Genomic DNA, 21,092 nt, shown 5'->3' on the forward strand with positions numbered 1-21,092 from the left:
AAGAATTATGTCGGTACTCAAATGTTTATCGATAAAAAACCGACTGATTGTGTTATGCATCGTCCCGGTCATCATCATCAGTTGGGGGGCGTATCAGTGGTTCATGCAAGTCGAAAAGCGAATGAGCGGATACGCCAATACGATATCTCGCATCTCAATTCTCGAGAAAGTTTCTACTTTATCCGATCAATTTTATCAGCTACTGAATCTCAGGCAGGAGATCGGGGCGATCGAACCCCATCAGTCTTTATTGTTTCATCAGACAACCAAAAACATCAGCGTGGCGCTGAAACAAAATCATGGGGAGATCATGGCTCAAGGCGATCAACAAGTCATTGTGTCCAATCTCGATGAACTGACAAAACTGACAGAACGGCTATCCGGTATTCGGGATGATGCATTGATGGCTCAGTCATTGTGGGGGTTTGATTTAATCTATGAAATGATGGTCGCGGTGCAAAAGCATTCAGGGGATTTAGCGCCCACACATATTTATCAGATGGAAACCACGTTTGGCCAGTTAAGCTGGTTTCTCTATTGGATTGAACGAGAAACCTGGTTAATGCAGCAAATTCGCGGCAAACATCAAATCGATAATTTTTTGCGACAAGAGTATTTTGAAATTATTGCCCGCCAGCAAACCTACATGGAATATTTTATCAATTTCGGTGCCAGTGATGCGCAATTGAATCAGATGACGAAATTCCTGTCCCAACAGGAATTCCAACATGCCAGTGTGATCAGAGACAAGTTGCTTTATGACCGGATTGACCCTCAACTGCTCGATAAATACATGAACAGCCTTGAACGCAAGCAGGATGCATTGCGACAACTTGTGCTGGGGTACGCTAAAACATTAGCGCAAAAGATTCAGACACTGGTGAAGCGTGATGAACAGTTTATCTATACGGCGATTGTGCTGGTTATTCTGACGCTATCTGGTTTGATCCTGCTGAGTATTAGCACGTCCTATCGGATTTCGACCCGATTGAGTCGGATCTTACATACGATGGCTCAGATTAATGAAAAGTCGCAGCTCAGCCAGATGAAGAAGATTCCCGTCGATGGTTATGACGAATTTGCCCGTTTTGCGATCGGCATGAATGAGGTGATGCAAACATTAACGGAGCAGAAACGCCATCTGGTACAAGCCAAAGAAGAGGCCGTCTCTGCCAATCGGGCCAAAAGTGCCTTTCTTGCGAATATGTCCCATGAAATTCGCACGCCGCTGAATGGGATTATCGGTTTAACAGAAATGCTCAGGATGCACGAGTTAAGCGCGGCACAAAAAGAAGTGATTGCGGATATTGAAGTATCTTCACAAACCTTACTGGTACTGATTAATGATATTTTAGACTTGTCTAAAATCGAATCCGGGCGACTGGCGATTTCACCGCACTCCTTCAATATTAAAGAGCTGATTTATGATGCCGTAAATATGCTCAATTCCAAGGCCGTTGCTCAATTTAATGAGCTGCAAATTTCACTTGATCCGAAACTACCGACACTAGTGATTGCCGATGAATTTCGTCTCCGGCAAGTTTTAATGAACCTGCTGTCAAATGCGGTGAAATTTACCCGTGAAGGTAAGATCAGGACAGAAATCACTTTTCAGGAAGCCGATGCCATGCTGATTTGCCGTATCAAAGATACCGGGATCGGCATTGAGCAGGAGAAAATCGAACAAATCTTTGAGCCATTCTGCCAAGAGGATGACAGCATCACGCGCCGTTATGGCGGCACCGGATTAGGGCTGCCGATCTGTAAGCAGTTAATGACGCTGATGGATGGCTCGCTGACGGTTGAGTCGGTCAAGGGCAAGGGGAGCTGTTTTGAAGTGAGGGTGCCGCTCAAACTGCCTGCGGAGCAGCCGAATCCTGAGCCAATCGACTTTCGCGCGTTGTTGATTTCCAACAGTTCGGTGTACAGTGCGCAAATTCATCAGGAGTGTCAGCGACTTGGCGGAGAATTGAGCCGAATTGAATCATTGGATGATATCGGCCAGAAAATTGATCGCTCATTAGATATTATTTTGTATTGTCCTTGCCTGACCCGCAATGCCAGCCAAGAGATTGAAAAATTGCGCCAGCTTTTCCCGTCAGTGAGAATCGTCACTTGTCAGCACCATCTATTCTTAAACCGGGCATTGGTGAGCCTGAGCGATGCAAATATCACCCTGCCGTTTTTGGGGAACCGAATGGCAGCGGCCCTGCGGGACACGCATCCGGCACTCCATCAAGCCACGCCGGGGAAAAACAAAATGGCAGCCGACCGGTTGGCGAAACGTGTCTTAGTCGTGGAAGATAATCTGATGAATCAGAAGATTGCCAGCTTCTTCCTCGATAAAGCCGATTTTGAATATACCGTGGTCAACAATGGTCAGGAAGCATTAGATGTGATTACGCAGGGCGGCCAGTATGCGGCAGTCTTGATGGATTGCATGATGCCGGTGATGGATGGTTTTACCGCCACTCGCAAAATTCGCCACTGGGAGATAGAAAATCAGCGCGGGCATGTGCCGATCATTGCGCTGACGGCCAGCGTGCTCGATGAAGATATTACCAAATGTTATGAGGCAGGGATGGATGCATACCTGCCAAAACCGTACAAGGCAGAGCAACTGCTCGATATGCTCAACTCGCTTCAGGTGTCATCATCCCGGTGAGCCGAATGCTTTGCGCCCGGACTAGCGGGTGTTGCTATCGGTGCGGTTGTTCAGCTCACTGAGTGGTATCCAGCAGACTTGGACACCGGCCTGATTGAACATCTCCTGACTGACCTGAATTTTATCCCCCCAGCGCGAGAGATAATCTTGGCTCTGTTCCGGGCAGTAAACCATAGTGATTCCGGTCTGGATAATTTTGGCGGCACAGTTGGGGCAGGGAAAGTGCGTGACATAAATGTCACAGCCATCCAGATCGCGTTTGGCAAAGAGAATCGCATTTTCTTCCGCGTGCAGCGTTTTCAGATATTTCATATCCCGATCATCGATATCGACACTGTCCGAGATGCCATGCGGATAGCCATTAAATCCGACCGATACAATTCGGTTCTGTTTGGTAATGACGGCACCAACCTGAGTAGACGGATCTTTACTCCAGGACGAGACCAGCTCGGCCATCTGATAGAAGCGGTGAACCCATTTTGACATCATTGTCTGACAACCCTATATGTTATTTTCGCTGATATGGATATCACGCAGTTTATATTGAATCTGGCACGGAGGGAACCGAGTGTTTTTTCCGATTCTTTTTGTAAGAGATCTCTCACATGGTCTGTGAGATATAGCTGTTTGTGTGTCAGTTTTATGGGGTGTTTGTCACCTTAACTCAATGATAAATATAAATTTGTCTGTTTTTTAGCACTTTATCCGTGTAATCGTTTGCTTCACGAGGATTTGCACGAAAATCGAATTCGCGTATTCTGAATCTGTCGGTAGGATGCTGACAAGGAACAGGAAAGGCCCAAGGATTGGTCATCTTCAGGAAGAAGATTCGATGATTCAGGATGATTCATCGGCATGGATCGCGAAGGGACACACGCCAAGATGGCGATGTAATGGAATGCGCTGAAGGAATCAGCAGACTATCAGGGAATAGATGCAGGGAGCACATCGAGTAGCTGGATTGCTGCAAGTAAGAACAGAAACCCCATCAAGCCTCGCTTGATGGGGTTTTCTATTTGCATTCCGCTTAGTGGCGTGTAGGATAAGCGGCGTTTTCAATAGATGAAGGTGAAGGATATGCAAGCTGAGGTTACTTGGGTTGATGGATTGAAATTTATGGGTCAGTCCGCGTCAGGTCATTCCATTGTGATGGATGGCAGCGGCGGCAAAACGGCACCGAGTCCGATGGAGATGGTGTTGATGGCTGCCGGGGGCTGTAGCTCTGTCGATGTGGTTGACGGACTGAAATCCGCAGGACAACGTGTAACCGACTGCCGGGCGAAGCTGACCACGGAGCGTCGTGATACGGCACCGCGTCTGTTTACGCAGATCCATATCCACTTTGAGGTTTCCGGTGAAGCATTGGACCCGGCGATTGTCAGCAAAGTGACCGCAGATTCACTGGAAAAATACTGCTCGGTTTGTCTGATGCTCGGCCAAGGCGTGGAAATGCGTCACAGTTGGGAGATTGTCACTGCGGATGCCGAAAACGTCTGATTTCACAGCTCTGTGCGTGGTGATCGCCAACATGAACAAGAGAACGGTGTGACTGTCAGTGAGATGAGACTCAGTGAGATGGGGTGGGGATGAAAAAAAATAAATCCGCCTGGCGGCTTCATCCTCAGTTTGCTGTGACACAGGCACCGTCTGATGTTTTTATGAATTTTGAAGCGTTCGTTTCGAATACCGAGACCCGCATTCACAGCCATCCCTGGGGGCAGGTGCAACTGATTTCCGGCGGTATTTTAGAAATGGAAGCCGAGCAGACACGGTTTCTTGCGCCCCCGCATTTGGCGATTTGGGTACCGGCTGGTGTCGTGCATCGCAGCTATAACCGTAAACCCCTCGACTACTGTTCGCTCAACATCGATCAGTCGCTCACCACCGCCTTTCCTGAACAAACCAGTCTGCTCAAAATTACCCCGATTGTGCAGGCGATTATTGAAGATTTTCGCCAGCGGCAAGTGGGTGTCCCGCAGAGTGAAGCGGATCGGCGGCTGGTGGATGTGTTGCTCGATCAACTGTCTGCGCAAGAAACCGAACTCCACTTCTTGCCCTCATCTACACATAAATACCTCTCGCCTATTCTGGCTGTGGTTGAAGACAATCCGGCCGACGATACCAGCCTGAAAATCTGGGCGGAACGGGTCCATACCACTGAACGGACACTTGCACGCTGTTGTCAGAGCGAGCTGGGCATGAGTTTTACCGAATGGCGAATGCGGGTTCGCTATCTGCATTCTATGGAGTTATTGCGTCATGGCTGCTCAGTCAAAGAGGTTGCTTACACGCTTGGTTATCGTCAGGCCAGCCCGTTTATCAATATGTTTAAAAAGTACGCCGGTGTGACGCCAGAACAGTATAAGCACCGTTTCCTCACGCTTGATGAGTGAGTATCCACTTGCTACTTGTGATTTTTCCGTGGTTTGGATGCATGATGTAGTACTGGATTGATGTGCTTGTCTTACTGTGCGAATCGGTTCATGATAAGCATCACATTTTAGTCAAATACCGAATGAGAGAACCTGTATGGCGGGCGTTAGCTTACTTACCCTTCTGGATGATATTGCGACCTTACTCGACGATATCGCAGTGATGTCGAAAGTGGCTGCCAAAAAAACGGCCGGAGTACTGGGAGACGATCTGGCACTCAATGCGCAGCAAGTCTCCGGTGTGGCGGCAGAGCGTGAAATCCCGGTAGTGTGGGCCGTTGCCAAGGGGTCACTACGCAATAAAGTCATTCTCGTGCCGATTGCATGGGGACTCAGTCAAATCGCGCCGTGGCTGATTATGCCGTTACTGTTGATCGGTGGGTTATATCTCTGTTTTGAAGGGGCAGAGAAGGTGATTGAAAAATATGGTCATGCGCCGCATCAGGATGTTGAGCCGGAAGAAGAGACGGAATCCCTGTCTCTCGAAGCTTATGAAAAACGCAAAGTCGCAGGAGCGATCCGCACCGATTTTATTCTGTCGGCAGAGATCATTGTGATTGCTTTGGGAACCGTACAGGGACAGAGCGCTTTGAACCAAATCTTGGTGATGAGTTTTGTTGCGGTCTTAATGACCGCCGGTGTGTATGGATTAGTCGCCGGGATTGTCAAACTGGATGATCTCGGATTCTATCTCGAAAGGCGTTCCCATAGCCGGGGGATTTTCCATGTGATCGGGCAGATGCTGATTCACGCTGCTCCGCGGTTTATGAAACTGCTGACCGTGGTCGGTACGCTGGCGATGTTTCTGGTCGGCGGCAGTATTATCACCCATCAGGTGGTCTTGCTGCACCACGGGATTGAATCCCTGATCCACGGCATACCGGATATCTATCTGATGCAGTCTGTCGGGCGTCTGGTGGGGCAGAGTCTCACCGGGTTCCTCGCCGGATTAATCCTCGCCGGTGTCTGGACATGGGGACACCGTCGCTTTGCCCGCTCCGCTGAGTGAGCAGGCGTTTATCAGTCATACTTATATTTTTGGTGCGCAATGATTTTCGTCGATACTCATGACAGCGCTGATTGCGCACCATTTCCTCCCGATAGATGGCACGGCAAAAATACCCGTCTGGAAAAATTAATGGAGTGTGCACGTTTTCACGATGAAATTTGTTTTTCCAGCCTCAACGGCTTTGACCAACACATGATTTAACGCAGGATCCAAAATAATGCCGCCTTTAGCCGCCTGACTTTCTTTGCAAGGTGTTTTCGCATCAAAATCAAACTTACTTGCCACGAGGACTGCGGTCTCAGTCGCACGGCTGCCAAAAGCCATACTTAAAATTAAGATGACATAACAAGCCATGATTTTGTTCACTGAATAGAAATTGTGCCCATTATCTTTCCTGAGACAAACCCGAAAAATCCGGGAGCTGCCTTTTTGAGCCTTGGATTTATAAATGGCGATTTTGGAAGATTGCGACTGATTGCCGATGGAATAATAAATGGTGAGCACGACAATCAGTACAAAAGAAATTAAAGCCAGCCAAGGTGTAAGAATAAGCAGCATCGCGATGGGTTTCGTGAAACTAAAATACTGAGCACTCACACCAAAAATCTGATTGAGCCAAATACTGGCGTAACCATCAAGAATATAGAGCGCTAAGGCCACAATGAATGCTGACAAGAGCGCCAACTCAAACTCTTTCTGCTTAAGCGTTCTGAAAAACCATTTATAAATTGGAACACTGACACAGTAGATACATAGAAAACCCGAAATCATAAAAAATAGTACCAGAATTTTATGCCCCCTAAATGCCATCCCCGATAGCGACAACATTGCAAAAGCGACCCCTAAAATGCCGGCTAAATCATTGAGGTAATATGACGTCCCTTTGGCGTAAAGCCCAAAAGCGATTAACCACCACACCGCAAATAACAGCGCTGTTGCCCCAAATTGCCACTTTTCTATATCGGATAATAATTCTAGATGATTTCTAATTAGGTCGATTTCAAAATAGCCATTTATAAATAATAGTGTTGGAGAAAAAAGATAGCCTAATGACAAGAGAATTATGAAAAAATTACGCACAACAACCCCGTAGAAATAAATTTATTTTTTGATTGAATGAAATGCCAAATAAAGGTCGCTCACTTTCATTAAAGCGTGACAACACCGTCATCGCCCGTCTGGCACAAAACTGTCGTTATTATATCTCAACTCGCGCCATATTAGGGGATATGGCACTGAGTCCCCATTCTTTTGAAATCGAAAAACGCAGTTGTGCGTCAAATCTGGGAGCCGGAGACTAGGAAGATAAAACTTGTGATGCAGGTGTTTGGGACGCAATCACTTTCCTCTGTTTCATTAGCATTTTCGAAAGCGCCCCAGGTACTTTTTCAAGGCCGAAAAAGTACCCCAAAAGGCCTAGGTTTAAGTTCAGCGCACGTCATCAGGGTCGGATTGATTCGCATCCTGCTCAAGCAATCCTGAAAAATCATCCATGATTTTTCACCCTGAGAGCATCGAGCAATTGAGCCTTGTTGATTCAATGTTTCACTTCACTCAAACCACCCACCCACCGAAGAAAACCATTCATGGAAGAATGGTTAGGCTTTTCCGGGCAGGAGGCCCGTAAAAGCTGGTTCTGGACAACGCTCGCCCAAAGCCAAACAAAAAGAAGATTTTCTGGTTCGTCTTTCATCTCTGAAAGATGAACTGGCGCACAGAACACCAATGCCTCTGAAATTGAGGAACGCAACTGTGCGTCAAATTTCGGTGTCGGAGGTTAAAGAAAACCATCCAGGGAGAATAATTAGGCGGAATCAATCCGCGCTAAACAAACCCGTTCCACCAATCCTCGTAGTCGCTGCACTTCTTTTTCCAGATGTGCCAATTCTTCCCCGGTAATTTCATAATGCTCCGAATAACGGGCTTCGATATAGGCGCGTTGCAGGCGGCGGAAGCAGCGGCGGTGGAATTTATTATCGAGCGGAAAAATCGTTGCGAACTCAGGCTCGATTTGAGCGCACAGTTTCCCCAGTTTCTCAATATTATGAGATTTAGGTAAATAATTGGTACAGGTGAGTAGGGTACAGGCAAATAAATGTTCTGTCGTTTGATGAAGTTCGAATGCTGCTTTTTTTAGTCGTAAGTCTTTGCGCGCATAGTGATACATGGCCAAATCATCATTGGCACTTTCAAACCACTGTTGATAATGCTTACGTGCTATTTCTCGTTTTTCTTGCTCGGTTAAATCACCCGGCTCCGCCAACGGTTTCGGTGTCGCGGCAAACAGTTCAATGCCCTCTTCGCGGATATCCTTAAAGAAATAGTGACCCTGTTGCAAGCGCTCGTTCACTTCCTTTAAATCGTGAACAATCAAACCTAACGGTGCCGATTTCACTTTGCGATCAATTTGCTCTTCGGCACGCTGCCAGACTACATAATCCTCCATCAACGCTGCTTTATTGACGATCACCAGAATATCGTAATCACTGATATAACCATTGACCGGATCCTTGACCCAACTGTCTTTGGCATGGCTGCCGAACAGAATAATTTTCAGAATGCGAAACTCACTCTTACTGCCCTGTTTACCTTGCAGGTAATCTTCCAGTGTATCGCGCAGAATCGTTGAGATGTCCGCCAGCTCACGCTGTTTGTATTCAGGCAGATGGTCGAGAGATGTTTTCATAATCGCAGTATTGAAACTCGTTGTGGATGAATAGCGCTAGCATAAAAGAAGGTGCAGACAAAGAATACCATCACACCCTGATTTATGCATATTACTGAGAAAAATGCGATTCAATTCAAAGCAGTAGGGTAACCCTCTTTCAAACTAGGCGTACATCATGATTTACTGAATGGTATATCAACATCTTGATGACAACAGACATGGTATATATTCACTAAATGCCTTGTCATATGCAGTGTATGCGATTAACTTTAATAGTTAAACGTTGTGAAATCACTTATCCTAAAAAGAGACAACACATGACTGATTTACACACCGAAACACCTTTAGCAAAAGCTATTTTTGAGCTATTCGATGCTCTAGCGCAGTCGATTGAAGACAATCACGGAGATTTAGCTGCAGGTTCAATAAAAGCTTATATTTTTGGTGGGTGTGCTGTTCATCTATATACAAATGCACGCGGGAGCAACGATTTAGATACAGAGATTGACGCTGCAAACAAGCTAGATATATCCAGTATCATTTTAGCACTTGATCCAGTCTACTTCGATGACCCCGAAGTAGGTGAGTCGACCCTAGATTGGGATGCGAATTTCAACATTGGTCTACCATCGCTTGGTCCCAATTACAAAGAAAATGCCATACCTCTAGTACATGGAGATTGTATACTTCATATCTACTTAGTCAGTGCTGTGGACATTGCAGTTTCTAAGTTATCTAGATTAGCAGAAGATGATTTAAAAGATATTATTGCACTGTTCAAAGCAAAACGCTTTAGTTTAGAAGACTTTAAACGGGTGGCGCAGGATGCTGTAGACTATAGCGCAACACCTGATAGTTTACAAAGTAACGTAGAATTTGCTATAACAGCTATAGAAGAAGCGTGACCAGTAATCATAATGGGTTTTGTAACAATGAAACGCACACAAGAAGTTTTTGACAGATTGGTATCTAGCGAGTTCAGGTTGGCATCTTTTGAAGATGTTAAGACTGTTGCTCTAGCTATGTGGCATGAAAACTTCGTACCTCAAGTAACGCATTTATCAGAGACTTCAGCTAAAGCCGCTGGCTATGTTGTTGACAAACTAATGCGCTTTAACTGTGTTTCTCAAGAACTCAAAGCTAAACTACGTGATGTACTAGCTGTACTTAAAGGGATGTTCAGCTTTACACCTGTAAAAGTAAAAGGTTGCGATAAACTAGCTCAAAGTTGGGGACTAGTAACAGATTTAAAATTACAAATACGTGAACTTCTTGAATATCAAACGCGGCACTATAAGCACGCTTAAAATACTAGATTAAAGCACCTTTTGAGGTGCTTTTTTGATCAATGCATATAACTCTGACCTCAGCTGCAAAATAGCTTATTTGAGGCCTCTCGGAGGCTTGTCAATATGCATCCCGATATTGAGTCAAATGCATACTCATACTTAACAAATTCCCTGTCCATTATAGATCTCGCCATGAAAAATACGGCTTATTTTTTATCATTGATAAGCTCTAGGGGGGATATTCTTGGTTCGGATGTTCTACTGTTCTCGATAGAGTAAGATACTAATACCTTATTCCCTAGCTTCTGATATGCAAAATAAAACGAGAAGCCAGCTAGAAATACTCCAGGAATAGAGACAAGAATATTCTTAATATCTTCCCATGTAATGTTGCTAAACCAGAAAGTTAATGATTCCATACTTGTTCTTTAGTTGTAGAGATAACAGTTTATTGTACAGAACCACTCTATAAAAATACTTCTGTATAATTTACCTCCACCCGTTAAAGATTCTGCCCTAATAGCATGAAAAAAAAACAGATAAAATATCCGTAAAAATGTCACCGCGTCAGAACAGAAATCACTGACGCTGATTGTGCGTCAAATTTGGGAGCCGGAGGCTAGGAAGATAAAACTTGTGATGCAGGTGTTTGGGACGCAATCCCATACCGCGATTTCATTAGCATCTCCGACTGAGCCCCAGGTACTTTTTCAAGGCCGAAAAAGTACCCCAAAAGGCCTCGGGGTTGAGTTCAGTGACCAATCTAGCTTTTGCTATGTTTCACTCAACTCAACCACTCAACCAAGAAAATCATTCACGGAAGAATGATTAAGCTTTTCCGGGCAGGACGCCCGTAAAAGCTGGTTCTGGAACGCGTGTGACCAAGCCAAACAAAAAAGATTTTCTGGTTCGTCTTTCATCTCTGAAAGATGAACTGGCACACAGAACACCAATGCCTCTGAAACCGCAAAACGGAATTGTGCGTCATATTTCAGGGCCAAAAGTGATCATCCAACATCAATGACTACCCTCAAGCCCCGAAACACCAACCATGATGAGCAGCGCTACTTCTCCGTCGGGATATTGTTCGTGATCCACTGGTATGTTTCATCCGCACTTAACTGTGTCTCTATGTTTTTCAACGTCGCCCGATGGTTGTCGTCAAAGGTTGGTAAGTGATGATTCATGAAATCAAGCGCCGATTCTCCCACCGCAGGTTGCTGGCCTGCGCCTTGTAAGATGCTCAGCGCGGCATTCTGGAGTAAGTTTTGCGTGATCCCCATGGTTTTAGAGAGTTCTGCCGTGACTGGGAGTGTTGCGGTGGTTGGCCGTGCAGCGAAGGTCGCGATGGATGAAACAATGTTTTGCTTGACCCACTCTAAAGCTTCTTCTGGTTTTTCTGTTTGAGACAAATCCCATGTAACAAACGGAGAATCCGTACAAATGCCAACGCCAATTTTTTCGAACAGGCTGTTTGCTTCTACAACGGAAGGGGTGTGACTATCTGCATCGACAACGCCAAGGTAACCGGCCCGTAATGTCGGGGGAAAATCGAATGTCATTTCACCAATTTCTTCAGCGCATTTCATTTTAAACATCACTTGCAGTGCTTTGACATCGGGAGAGTCCCCCAGAAGCTGCTCCAAATTGTCTATGACGACACGCAATAAATCCTGATTGAGTATTTTTCTTCGCAGTAAGGTATGTGCAGCAAACAGCCCGATAATAGGATTATCAAATTTACCTCTGAGCGCAATGCGCATCGACTGACCTGACAGGCCTTGTGTTCCGGCAATCAAAGACGTTGTCATGATTTCCGTTGAGGCGAGGGTCTGGTTCTGCGGATCAAAACCTAAAGACCTGTCAGCCATTAACAACCGGAGACTGTCATAAGCAATTTGCCTCTTGGTGTACAGACCGAATAGCTGGGTTTGAAAACGGTTAGTTAACCAGATCGGTATCGCCCGCTGCTGAGCGGGGTGTTCTCCGGTCGGTTGTTCAATCAGTTCTACAATATAGCCGCCTTGACGCAGTGCCAGAGAAAAGCCCAGCCAGCCCTGACTCTCATTTTGAATCGGAGTATGTATCCTTGAATCAAATATCAGGTGGTTATCTGCCCCTAAAACGCGAAAATAGACGCGGATAGGCTGTGCCTGCGCCTGATTGATCGTTCGAATCATGCACACGAGATTGGGGCTGTTCGTATGATCGGTTGATACTTGTTGATTCGATGTTGTTTGACTCAATGCCGCTGCTGCTTGCTCATAGTCATGATGCGATGTGATTGCATTTGATAGCGGTACAGCACTATAGACCGCCGGTTGAGGCGCTGGCATGACGAGATCTTGATTGAACCTGATGGCCGTTGACTGGGTTTGTCCGCCTAACTTACCTTCCACCTGATAAATACCTTTTGGCAGTGTCAGTGTCACGGAATTGCTATATGAGTCGATGACCTGTATCGCACTGTTTTGGGGTCGTTCCAGCCTCGGATCATCCGCCATCATGGCGACGACCTCACCAAAGCCATCGTAAAGTGTGATTTGTAACTCCGGATGGTCGAAGGTTATGGTTAGATTGTGGTTAGAATTTGACATGTTTGTCTCCTTCTCTTATCGCAATGTTGGAACCATCAACACCGTCACATAACAGATGTATGCCTGCGCCCAGAGGCAAGTTCACCGATTGTGCGGTCGCGACAATGGTTTTCAAAACACTATCTTCAGGCCCAATGACATCGATGTTTCTGCCGACTTTGGCTGTGCTAAACGCAATGACGACTTTTCTTGAGGGCAGTGCGTCACCAAAAATAGGTTCATTTTCACTGATAAAACTGATATCCACTTCCGGTATCTGAGTCTTGCCGTCGTTTTCTGCCAAAGCTCGGGTTCGATTCTCAACATATTGCTTCAGGCGTTTTGCCGGTACGCCGCCTTGAGTCTGGGCGGCATTGCCATAAAGCGCTTCTAGGAGTGCTTGGGTGAAATATCCCCTGACGTCTGAACTGTCGATATCATTTTCCGCTTCATAAGCGGCATTTTGGTACTCTGTGGAATAAGCGATCATCCGTCTTTCATGACCAGAGAGTTGATCGGGTTTGGGACGGCCTAAAGAGGATGCTGCGCCTTTGCTATTACTGAGTCTGACCCGGCAACAGTCAAAAAAGCAGACAATTTCTTCAAAGCGCCCGGTGCCAGCCAACAGTTCGTAGTAGGCCTCTGAATCCAGTGCGGCATTGCGTCTGATATGCGACCAAACCGATAAACACAAGTCTGCGCCCATACTGCTACTCGCCAGACCGTGGCCGCTGAAATATAAGTAAAAGCGGCGCACCTGATGACTTCCAATCCGGTCAAATAACTCGACAAGTGCAACATCAATATCTTCTTGGATCGGCTTATTGGTGTTGGCTGAAGAGACAATCAGTCGTCTGTTTTCCTGAGGAAGGCCACCGCCGTTGTTGGTATCGGTCAGCCATTGATCGAACGCTATCGCATCGTTGATTGCCCCACTCAAGTTCTTAAAGCCAGGATAGTGGTTAATCCCAACGACCAACCCATAGTCATTTGGATATGTTGCCATTGAAACTAGCCCTCTTGCAGGAGTGTATTGATGCTACTGATGGTGGCCTCATCATCGTCAAAGTCTCCGTGTGTTTCTGAAGTTGTGATAAATGGTGCCACTGCCCCCGGGTTTAACTCGCTACTGTTGGACAGAATTAAGCGGTTATCCTGACGCATAAAATCTCTGACTTTGGCGAAAGCATTTTCTTTGTATTGTTCTGGCTGGCTGATATACCGTTCCATGCCAATGATGGGCATATCATCTTTCCCTTCAAGGACACCGGAGATAAAGTAGAGCAGCGAGCGGGTATAAACGTAGGGAACCAGCATGTCATTACATTCATATTGGTCACTCATGGTGTACATTTTGAACGACTGGTAGAAGTTCGGTTGAGGGAGGATGTGTTGTATAAATAAATCATATCTGGCTGCCGGAGCCAGAAAAATTAAGTTGCGGATATCGAGTGATTGCTGGCGTTGTTTCATTGCTTTGAACAGGTGGCAGATGGCGATGGCCCCGGCACTATGACCAACGATATCAATTTTAATATGATGCTGTTGTTGTAAGGCGATCAGTTTCTCCAGCAGATATGTGCCCGCATGTTGTTCGACCCCGCTGAGATTGGTATTCTCTTGCCACATTTCCTGAGCTGATAATTTCATCCCTCCCCAGACCCACTCCCCGACATCGGCTAGGTAATACTGTTGCAGGATTTCTTCAACAATAGTGGGGTATAAACCGTGATGTGTCCCATTGGCTAAACGTCGGATGACTTGCACGCTCAGCTTGGCTAAGTCTTTGATCAGTTTAACGGAGATCCCCCTCGCTTGCCCTTTTGAGGTTTGTGGTCCGGTTATTTTCTGTGCATTGTAACCGGTGAGCATCGCACTGATTTGCGGATCCGTCATATCGATTTCCGTTTCAAGTTCTGCTTCGATTTCATCGATCAGATTATCCAGCTCCATTTCTGTCAGGGAAAAATCCGCACCCTTAGCCCCCTGAGAAAGGGTCGGCGTTAAATGCTCAAAAGGTCGCTCATTATTGAGCTCATCGAGTATTTCAGCATCTGTAAGCTCTTTTGCGCCTCTTGTGCCGATTTGAAAATCTGCGGGAAGGTATTTACTTGCTTTTTTGGCGACCCAGAGCAGGAGCTTCTTAAAGAGCTTCGTTTTGTAGACATCGGTGATACGATCCTGAACGGTTTCTAACAACCCCGTTTCCCAGACAATCGTGAGTGGGTGCGCGCCTTTGTAGCTTTTGGAAAGTTTTTCGGCGATTTGCATGCCGGCGGATTCTTTAATTAATCCACCATGAAAGTGGATCACGAGTTTATCTTGGGTTTTTAAGAATTCGATGAGGGCATCGACATCTTCTGGCGTTGAATAGTCCTTGCCGGTTTTACGAAATGTGCCGTCATCTCCGACGTTCAGGTAGTTCAGTTTAGAAAGCATATTCTTATCCTCTGTATAAAACAAAGGCATAACGACGTTTTACGGATAAAACATATGCGATGTTGTGTTATGAAACTTGCATATTTGTTGAGTTGAGTTTAGTCCATTATCAGTTAAGCATCGCTTAAAATTTGTCCGGTTTTTTCAAGGCGGATTGTTGCTCATTCGGGCTTTAGAACATATTTCACGCAATTCAAATGAAAAGATTTTCAGGTGACTCGGCAGCTTGGTAAGAGTGGCCGAAGGCCAGTCCCGAAGGTTATCGCAAAAAGGGTCACTTCAACGTGACCCTTTTTAGCTTTCGTATGGAAGACCGACAGTATGCAAAACCAACAGTAGGTGAGGCCGATTTAGATCTGGAACTCACCGACTTCATGATCAACTTGTTTTGCAAGCTGACTGAGGCGTTTCGATTGATCTACACCGGTTTGGCTTTCTTCCGCCAGTTCAGCGGCAACCTGACGAATGGTCTCACTGTTTTGGCTGATTTCACTGGTCACCGCCGTTTGCTCTTCTGCTGCGGTGGCAATTTGAGTTGCCATGTTAGAAATACTGACGATGGCATCGGCAATTTCTTCCAGACTTGCAGTGGCGGCATCGGCATCGGTCACACTGGTTTGTGCTTTGGTACTGCTTTTCTGCATCGAAGTGACGGCTTTGGTCGTTTGCTCTTGTAGTAACTCAATCATTTTCTGAATTTCTTCCGTAGATGAATGCGTTCTTTGTGACAAGGAGCGAACTTCATCGGCAACGACGGCAAAGCCGCGGCCATGTTCACCCGCCCGGGCAGCCTCGATGGCGGCGTTCAGTGCTAACAAGTTTGTTTGTTCGGCAATGCCATTGATAGTAGACAAAATGCTGCTGATTTGCTGAGCGTGTTGATCCAACGCAGCGATTTGCTCAGTCGCTCGACTGACTTCAGTTGCCAGCTCGTGCGTTGAGTGACGGCTTTTCCGTACTTGGTCGCTGCCTTTTTGACCCAGTTCAACAGAGCGAGCGGCGGCTTGTGCAGTCTGGTCGGCATTACCGGCAATTTCATGGGTTGCCATGGCCATTTCGGTCACCGCAGAGGCAACCATATCGATTTCTTGTTGCTGTCTGGCAACACGGGAAGCGCTTTGAGTGGACGAGTTCGAGACTTGTTGTGCTTCGTGAGCAACATCAGTAGAAAGGGCTTTCAAACGTCCGACAACCCCATGCATGTGGCTGACAAAGTCATTAAAGCCTTGCGCAAGAATACCAATCTCGTCTGCGCGTTTGACTTCAATGCGAGCACGCAGATCACCTTTACCTTTAGAAATATCTTGTAGCGCATGGGATACACGAGTTAGGTCGCTGAACAGGACGATGAATAACCAGTAGAGGAGGGCACCAAAGATCACCACCAGCACGAAGGCGGTAATGATTTGGCGCGTCAATACTTTGTAAACCGGTGCCATCAGCTCGGCTTTGTTCATGGTAAAGACGAGACTCCAATCAGTGTTAGGGATGCGTTGTGCATAAGCAAATACATCGGTGCCATTGAAATTCACTTCTTCCAGCTTGTCGTCTTTGGTCAGTTTTTCAAGAGAGGCCGGTGCAAAAATTGGAGAGATAGACTCGGCCTTTTTCATGACCATTTCTTTGTCGGCGTGAGCGATAATGTCGTTCTGGGTTGAAACCATCATGGCTTGACCTGAGCCCGGAATATCCAACGCTGCGACTTTCTCGGAGAGTTGCTTCAAGCTTAAATTGGCGCCAACAGTCCCGTAAGGCTTGCCATCCTTCATGACCGGGTGGGTGAGGATAATAACCAATTCTTTCGTCGTTGAGCTTAGGTTCGGTCCAAGAATTCCCGGCCCGCCGACAGACATGGCATCTTTGTACCAGCTTTTTTTGCGAGGGTCATAGTCAGGGCGTTTTGCATCCAGTGCCGGATCTTGGCGGTACATCTTGCCGTCGTTATTGCCGTAGTAGGTTAAAGCAAAATTACCACTTTCGTAGGCTTGCTTGATCGCTGCGTAAGGAGACGGGTCAGTCGGATTTTCCAGATTATGGGCCAGTGCTTTTGCAATGGTTCTGCGGGTGACGAGCCAATCGCTGGTGTTATCGCCATATGCACTGGCAAAGTGACGAATATCTTTCAGCAGCGACTCACGCATTTGATTGGTCAAGGAGGTTGCCGTTTCGGTCACCAGATAAGCAGTTGTGATAGCAACCGCGAGCAGGCTGACACCTAATATTCGGGTACGGAGGGAAAGAGTCATTGACTTGTTCCTTATCATCGTTGTCGTTGAGAGACAATGTGTTCATTAGATTGTGAATCTTTTATTGAGTTTATATAAGTGTAATTGATTCTTTCCAACTGTCTATTTACAAATTTATTAAGAATAATGTAGCACAGTTGAGAAGCTGACGGCGCAGCCTGATTTCCGGTGATTACCGGGACAAACGCATCACACACGCCATTGCTATTGCTCCGGGCTATGTGCCTGCGATATTGCCGCAATCGTTAGAAGCCTTGTCCGCTCAAACCGTGATCGTGGGTGGTGAACTCGATCAGACCATTCCGCCGAAGTTACAAATTCTTCCTTATATAACCACGTACCAGAACCGACTGACTTACAAAGAAATCAAAGGTGCATCGCACTTTAGTTTTATGCAAAACTGTAAGCCTCAAGCGATTGAAATCCTGGTGGAGGAGGGGGCTGCATTTGTTTGTCAGGAAGCGGGGCGTGTGGATCGAATGTCAATTCATCAGGCGTTGCTTGATATCGTCGAACAACAGAAGGCAAAAATAGAGCTCTGATTTAGGGATAGCCGCACACCGGGTGCGGCTATCTATTGCAAAAGAGCGTTCTAGCAACAGAGCGGTCAAAGCCCGCTCACAAAACTCAAGCTGAGGTGTCGGGCTTAACTTGCCATGCGATCATTTCACCTGCGCGGATCGGCACCACGGTTTCGTTACCGAACGGCATGACTTCAGGGACTTGCCAAGGGGTTTTGACCAGCGTGATAGTGTCGGTATTGCGTGGTAAGCCATAGAAATCCGGGCCGTGGTGGCTGGCAAACCCTTCCAGACGGTCTAATTTGCCCGCTTGTTCAAAGACTTCTGCATACAGTTCAATCGCAGCATGTGCGGTATAAGAGCCTGCACAACCACAGGCATTTTCTTTGTTGGCTTTGGTATGAGGCGCGGAATCGGTGCCGAGGAAGAACTTCGGATTGCCGGAAGTGGCCGCCTGAATCAACGCTTGTTGATGCGTATTGCGTTTGAGAATCGGCAGGCAGTAATAGTGAGGTTTAATGCCGCCGACGAGCATGTGATTGCGGTTATACAACAGATGGTGTGCGGTGATGGTCGCTGCTACATTAGGCCCCGCCTGCTCCACAAATTGGACTGCATCCGCGGTGGTAATGTGCTCAACGACAATCTTCAATTCAGGGAAATCACGCACAATCGGTGCCAGTACATCGCGCAGAAATGTCGCTTCCCGATCAAAAATATCGACGTCATGGTGGGTGACTTCACCGTGGATCAACAGCAGCAGCCCAGCATCTTGCATCGCTTTAAGCACCGGATAAATGGTGTTGATCGCGGTGACACCGGAGTCGGAATTGGTGGTCGCACCGGCAGGATACAGTTTAGCAGCAACGACACCGGATAATTTGGCCTGCTGGATCATTTCTGGCGTCGTGTTATCGGTTAAATACAGTGACATCAGAGGGGTGAATCCGGTGCGGGGCTGAGCATCCATAATCCGTTGCCGGTAAGCCTGCGCCATTGCGGGTGTGGTTGTCGGTGGAACCGTATTGGGCATAATCAGGGCGCGGCCGTTATAGCGGCTGATATCTCTGACTGTGTCTGGCAAAACGTCTCCGTCCCGCAGGTGTACGTGCCAGTCATCGGGGCGGGTCAGTGTGAGTGTTGTCATAAACGATTTCCACCTTTATCTCTGTTGCTGAAAGTATCTCTGCTACTGAAATGTCAGTCCGCTCGGATGCATCAAAGAGCGAACGATATGAATGCCGGGGATCATAGAAGAAAAAGTAATCCATTGCATCTATTAAATACTGGGGCATCAATAAAACACTACGGTTGGGCTTGGATGCATAGTTTATCGTGATATGCTTATCGGCTATCACTCAAGAACCAAGGAAAGTAACAGCATGTCAGCAAAAGTTGATCAAATTCATATTTATCCGGTGAAATCCGTCGGTGGGATTTCATTATCACAAAGTTGGGCGGATAAAGAAGGACTGGCCTTTGACCGACGTTTTATGCTGGCGTTAGCGGACGGAAGTATGGTGACCGCCAGAAAGTTTCCTCGTTTGGTGACGGTGCGTTCGGCACTGATGCCGGATGGCGTGATATTTCAGGCTGAAGGGCAAGCACCGCTGCATATTCGCTATGCTGATTTTAAAATGCAGGAAATCGCCACCACGGTCTGGCGCGATACCTTCACGGCCTACACGACGACCGATGAAGCCAATGACTGGTTCAGTCGGGTCATTGATCGTCAGGTTGAACTGATATTTACCGGGGAACTTTCACAGCGCTATCGTGAGTCGGTTGGTAATACGGTCGGATTTGCCGATGGTTATCCTCTGCTGATTATCAGCCAAGGTTCATTGGATGAACTGAATCGTCGCAGCCCTGAACAGCATGTGATGCAGCAGTTCAGACCCAATCTTGTCGTCGCCGGAACCGAGCCGTTTGCCGAAGATGGCTGGAAGCGTATTCGGATCGGGACGGCTGAATTTGAACTGGTCAAACCCTGTGAACGCTGCATTTTAACCACAGTTGAGCTAGAGCGCGGTCAACTGAGAGCATCACAAGAGCCGCTGAAGACATTAGCACAATTCCGGCGAGACACATCCGGCGGGGTGTTCTTTGGTCAGAATATGGTGGTTCGGACCGCGGGCATGGTGCGGGTCGATGATGTGGTTGAAGTGCTGGAATATAAAGACAAAGTGCAATATCCCGATGAGCAGCCCCAGTGGTATAGCATGACTTGTGTCGAGAAAGAGGAAATTGCCCGCAATTTCGTGACATTCTGGCTCGAGCCACAGCACGGTCAAATCCCGGTTTATCAGCCGGGACAGCATTTACCCATCGCGTTAACCATCAATGGTGAAACGATCCATCGTCATTATACGTTGTCTTCCAGCCCTTCCCGGCCGGGACGGCTGGCGATTTCAGTCAAGCGGATGAACGGCGGGCGGGTGTCGAACTGGTTACTGGACCATTTCCAAATCGGTGACGTGCTTGAGGCTCAAAACCCGAACGGTGAGTTCCATTTACAGTCGGATTCATCTCATGCTCCGTTGCTGCTTTTGTCGGCTGGCAGCGGGGTTACGCCGATGCTGTCGATGTTGCGTTATCTGGCGGATCATCAACAAGTCCGGGATGTGGTGTTTTATCATCAATGCAGTTCGGTGGATGATATTCCGTGTCGTGAAGAGATCGAGCATTTGAACGATCAGCATGCGGGTTTGAAGGTGATTATCTCCCTCACGCAACCCCCGCAGGACTGGTTTGGCTTGAAAGGGCGGTTTTCGTTATCGCATCTGCGTCAGGTGAAGGATGTTGAACGGCGTCAGGTGTTTGTCTGCGGGCCGGACGGGTTCATGCAGAAAGCGAAAAATTTGCTGATGAAGGCCGGTTTACCCGCGCATTATTACCATCAGGAAGCATTCGGTGCTCAAAAGGTTGCGGAGCGGCCGCATCTGAATGTGAGCCTGACGTTTAACGGTAAAACGGTGGCGGGCAACAATCAACGGACATTGTTAGAGCAGGCGGAAGATCAAGGCATCGCGATCAGCAATAGCTGTCGGGCCGGGTTATGTGGTGCTTGTCGGGTGAAGGTCACGCAAGGGCGAGTGTCGCAGCCCGATGTTCCGGCGCTGGATGATCAAGCACGTCAGGCTGGCATGGTATTAGCGTGTTGTTGTGTACCGGATTCCGATCTGGAGATTCAATATTAAAGGACATTGCCTGATGATGAGCGTACCGGGTGACCGGTACGTTCGAG

The 21,092-nt window shown here is 47.2% G+C and carries 18 protein-coding genes; 10 read left to right on the plus strand and 8 right to left on the minus strand.

Annotated features, from left to right (window positions below; genetic code table 11):
- The first annotated feature begins 7 nt into the window (after window positions 1–7).
- On the plus strand, window positions 8–2,665 hold the full coding sequence (locus OCV37_RS16115; RefSeq protein WP_038184326.1) for a hybrid sensor histidine kinase/response regulator: 2,658 nt from the start codon (window positions 8–10) through the stop codon (window positions 2,663–2,665).
- 21 nt (window positions 2,666–2,686) lie between these two features.
- Here OCV37_RS16115 and OCV37_RS16120 read toward each other — a convergent pair whose 3' ends face one another.
- Window positions 2,687–3,154, minus strand: coding sequence for a dCMP deaminase family protein (locus OCV37_RS16120; protein WP_038184324.1), 468 nt, complete (start codon window positions 3,152–3,154; stop codon window positions 2,687–2,689).
- A 588-nt stretch (window positions 3,155–3,742) separates the two neighbouring features.
- On the opposite strand from OCV37_RS16120, the gene OCV37_RS16125 reads away from it, so the two are divergent.
- The 3 genes from OCV37_RS16125 (at window position 3,743) to OCV37_RS16135 (ending at window position 6,106) form a co-directional block, all read left to right on the plus strand.
- Entirely contained in the window at window positions 3,743–4,162 is a 420-nt protein-coding gene (locus tag OCV37_RS16125; protein WP_038184320.1) for an OsmC family protein, read from the plus strand.
- A gap of 89 nt (window positions 4,163–4,251) precedes the next feature.
- Window positions 4,252–5,058 carry an AraC family transcriptional regulator gene (locus tag OCV37_RS16130; RefSeq protein ID WP_038184317.1) on the plus strand — a complete coding sequence of 269 codons (807 nt, stop codon included), beginning with the start codon at window positions 4,252–4,254 and terminating at the stop codon, window positions 5,056–5,058.
- A gap of 136 nt (window positions 5,059–5,194) precedes the next feature.
- Entirely contained in the window at window positions 5,195–6,106 is a 912-nt protein-coding gene (locus OCV37_RS16135) for a DUF808 domain-containing protein (RefSeq protein WP_038184315.1), read from the plus strand.
- A 126-nt stretch (window positions 6,107–6,232) separates the two neighbouring features.
- On the opposite strand, the gene OCV37_RS16140 is transcribed toward OCV37_RS16135, so the two are convergent.
- Entirely contained in the window at window positions 6,233–7,186 is a 954-nt protein-coding gene (locus OCV37_RS16140; RefSeq protein WP_038184312.1) for a hypothetical protein, read from the minus strand.
- A gap of 41 nt (window positions 7,187–7,227) precedes the next feature.
- Between OCV37_RS16140 and OCV37_RS16145 the strand changes: the two genes are divergently transcribed.
- On the plus strand, window positions 7,228–7,407 hold the full coding sequence (locus tag OCV37_RS16145) for a hypothetical protein (protein ID WP_038184309.1): 180 nt from the start codon (window positions 7,228–7,230) through the stop codon (window positions 7,405–7,407).
- Between the two features lie 503 nt (window positions 7,408–7,910).
- Here the strand turns inward: OCV37_RS16145 and OCV37_RS16150 are convergent.
- Window positions 7,911–8,792 (minus strand): HEPN domain-containing protein, encoded by an 882-nt coding sequence (locus tag OCV37_RS16150; RefSeq protein WP_038184306.1) that lies wholly within the window; start codon window positions 8,790–8,792, stop codon window positions 7,911–7,913.
- 299 nt (window positions 8,793–9,091) lie between these two features.
- Between OCV37_RS16150 and OCV37_RS16155 the strand changes: the two genes are divergently transcribed.
- The 3 genes from OCV37_RS16155 (at window position 9,092) to OCV37_RS16165 (ending at window position 11,087) form a co-directional block, all read left to right on the plus strand.
- Window positions 9,092–9,679 (plus strand): DUF6036 family nucleotidyltransferase, encoded by a 588-nt coding sequence (locus OCV37_RS16155; protein ID WP_038184303.1) that lies wholly within the window; start codon window positions 9,092–9,094, stop codon window positions 9,677–9,679.
- Window positions 9,680–9,706: 27 nt separating this feature from the next.
- A complete protein-coding gene (locus tag OCV37_RS16160; RefSeq protein ID WP_245609146.1) occupies window positions 9,707–10,081 on the plus strand; it encodes a hypothetical protein in 375 nt (124 codons plus the stop codon).
- Between the two features lie 859 nt (window positions 10,082–10,940).
- A complete protein-coding gene (locus OCV37_RS16165) occupies window positions 10,941–11,087 on the plus strand; it encodes a hypothetical protein (RefSeq protein WP_157635060.1) in 147 nt (48 codons plus the stop codon).
- Between the two features lie 40 nt (window positions 11,088–11,127).
- Here OCV37_RS16165 and OCV37_RS16170 read toward each other — a convergent pair whose 3' ends face one another.
- The 4 genes from OCV37_RS16170 to OCV37_RS16185 all read right to left on the minus strand — a co-directional run bounded on the left by OCV37_RS16170 (window position 11,128) and on the right by OCV37_RS16185 (window position 17,324).
- A complete protein-coding gene (locus tag OCV37_RS16170; protein ID WP_038184293.1) occupies window positions 11,128–12,660 on the minus strand; it encodes a hypothetical protein in 1,533 nt (510 codons plus the stop codon).
- Window positions 12,647–13,645 (minus strand): caspase family protein, encoded by a 999-nt coding sequence (locus OCV37_RS16175; RefSeq protein WP_038184290.1) that lies wholly within the window; start codon window positions 13,643–13,645, stop codon window positions 12,647–12,649. Before OCV37_RS16175 ends, OCV37_RS16170 begins: the two co-directional genes overlap by 14 nt.
- A 5-nt stretch (window positions 13,646–13,650) precedes the next feature.
- Window positions 13,651–15,078, minus strand: a complete 1,428-nt coding sequence (locus tag OCV37_RS16180; protein WP_038184287.1) for an alpha/beta hydrolase — start codon at window positions 15,076–15,078, stop codon at window positions 13,651–13,653.
- Window positions 15,079–15,428: 350 nt separating this feature from the next.
- Complete coding sequence (locus OCV37_RS16185; RefSeq protein ID WP_038184283.1) at window positions 15,429–17,324, minus strand: methyl-accepting chemotaxis protein; 1,896 nt, start codon at window positions 17,322–17,324, stop codon at window positions 15,429–15,431.
- A gap of 221 nt (window positions 17,325–17,545) precedes the next feature.
- On the opposite strand from OCV37_RS16185, the gene OCV37_RS16190 reads away from it, so the two are divergent.
- Window positions 17,546–17,866 carry an alpha/beta hydrolase gene (locus OCV37_RS16190; protein ID WP_038184280.1) on the plus strand — a complete coding sequence of 107 codons (321 nt, stop codon included), beginning with the start codon at window positions 17,546–17,548 and terminating at the stop codon, window positions 17,864–17,866.
- Between the two features lie 85 nt (window positions 17,867–17,951).
- Here OCV37_RS16190 and pyrC read toward each other — a convergent pair whose 3' ends face one another.
- Complete coding sequence (gene pyrC, locus OCV37_RS16195) at window positions 17,952–18,992, minus strand: dihydroorotase (RefSeq protein WP_038184277.1); 1,041 nt, start codon at window positions 18,990–18,992, stop codon at window positions 17,952–17,954.
- A gap of 235 nt (window positions 18,993–19,227) precedes the next feature.
- Here pyrC and OCV37_RS16200 point away from each other — a divergent pair, with 235 nt between their 5' ends.
- Window positions 19,228–21,045 (plus strand): hybrid-cluster NAD(P)-dependent oxidoreductase, encoded by a 1,818-nt coding sequence (locus tag OCV37_RS16200; protein ID WP_038184274.1) that lies wholly within the window; start codon window positions 19,228–19,230, stop codon window positions 21,043–21,045.
- The last annotated feature ends 47 nt before the right edge of the window (window positions 21,046–21,092 follow it).

The sequence above is a fragment of the Vibrio rhizosphaerae genome, from assembly GCF_024347095.1.
Taxonomy (GTDB): domain Bacteria; phylum Pseudomonadota; class Gammaproteobacteria; order Enterobacterales; family Vibrionaceae; genus Vibrio; species Vibrio rhizosphaerae.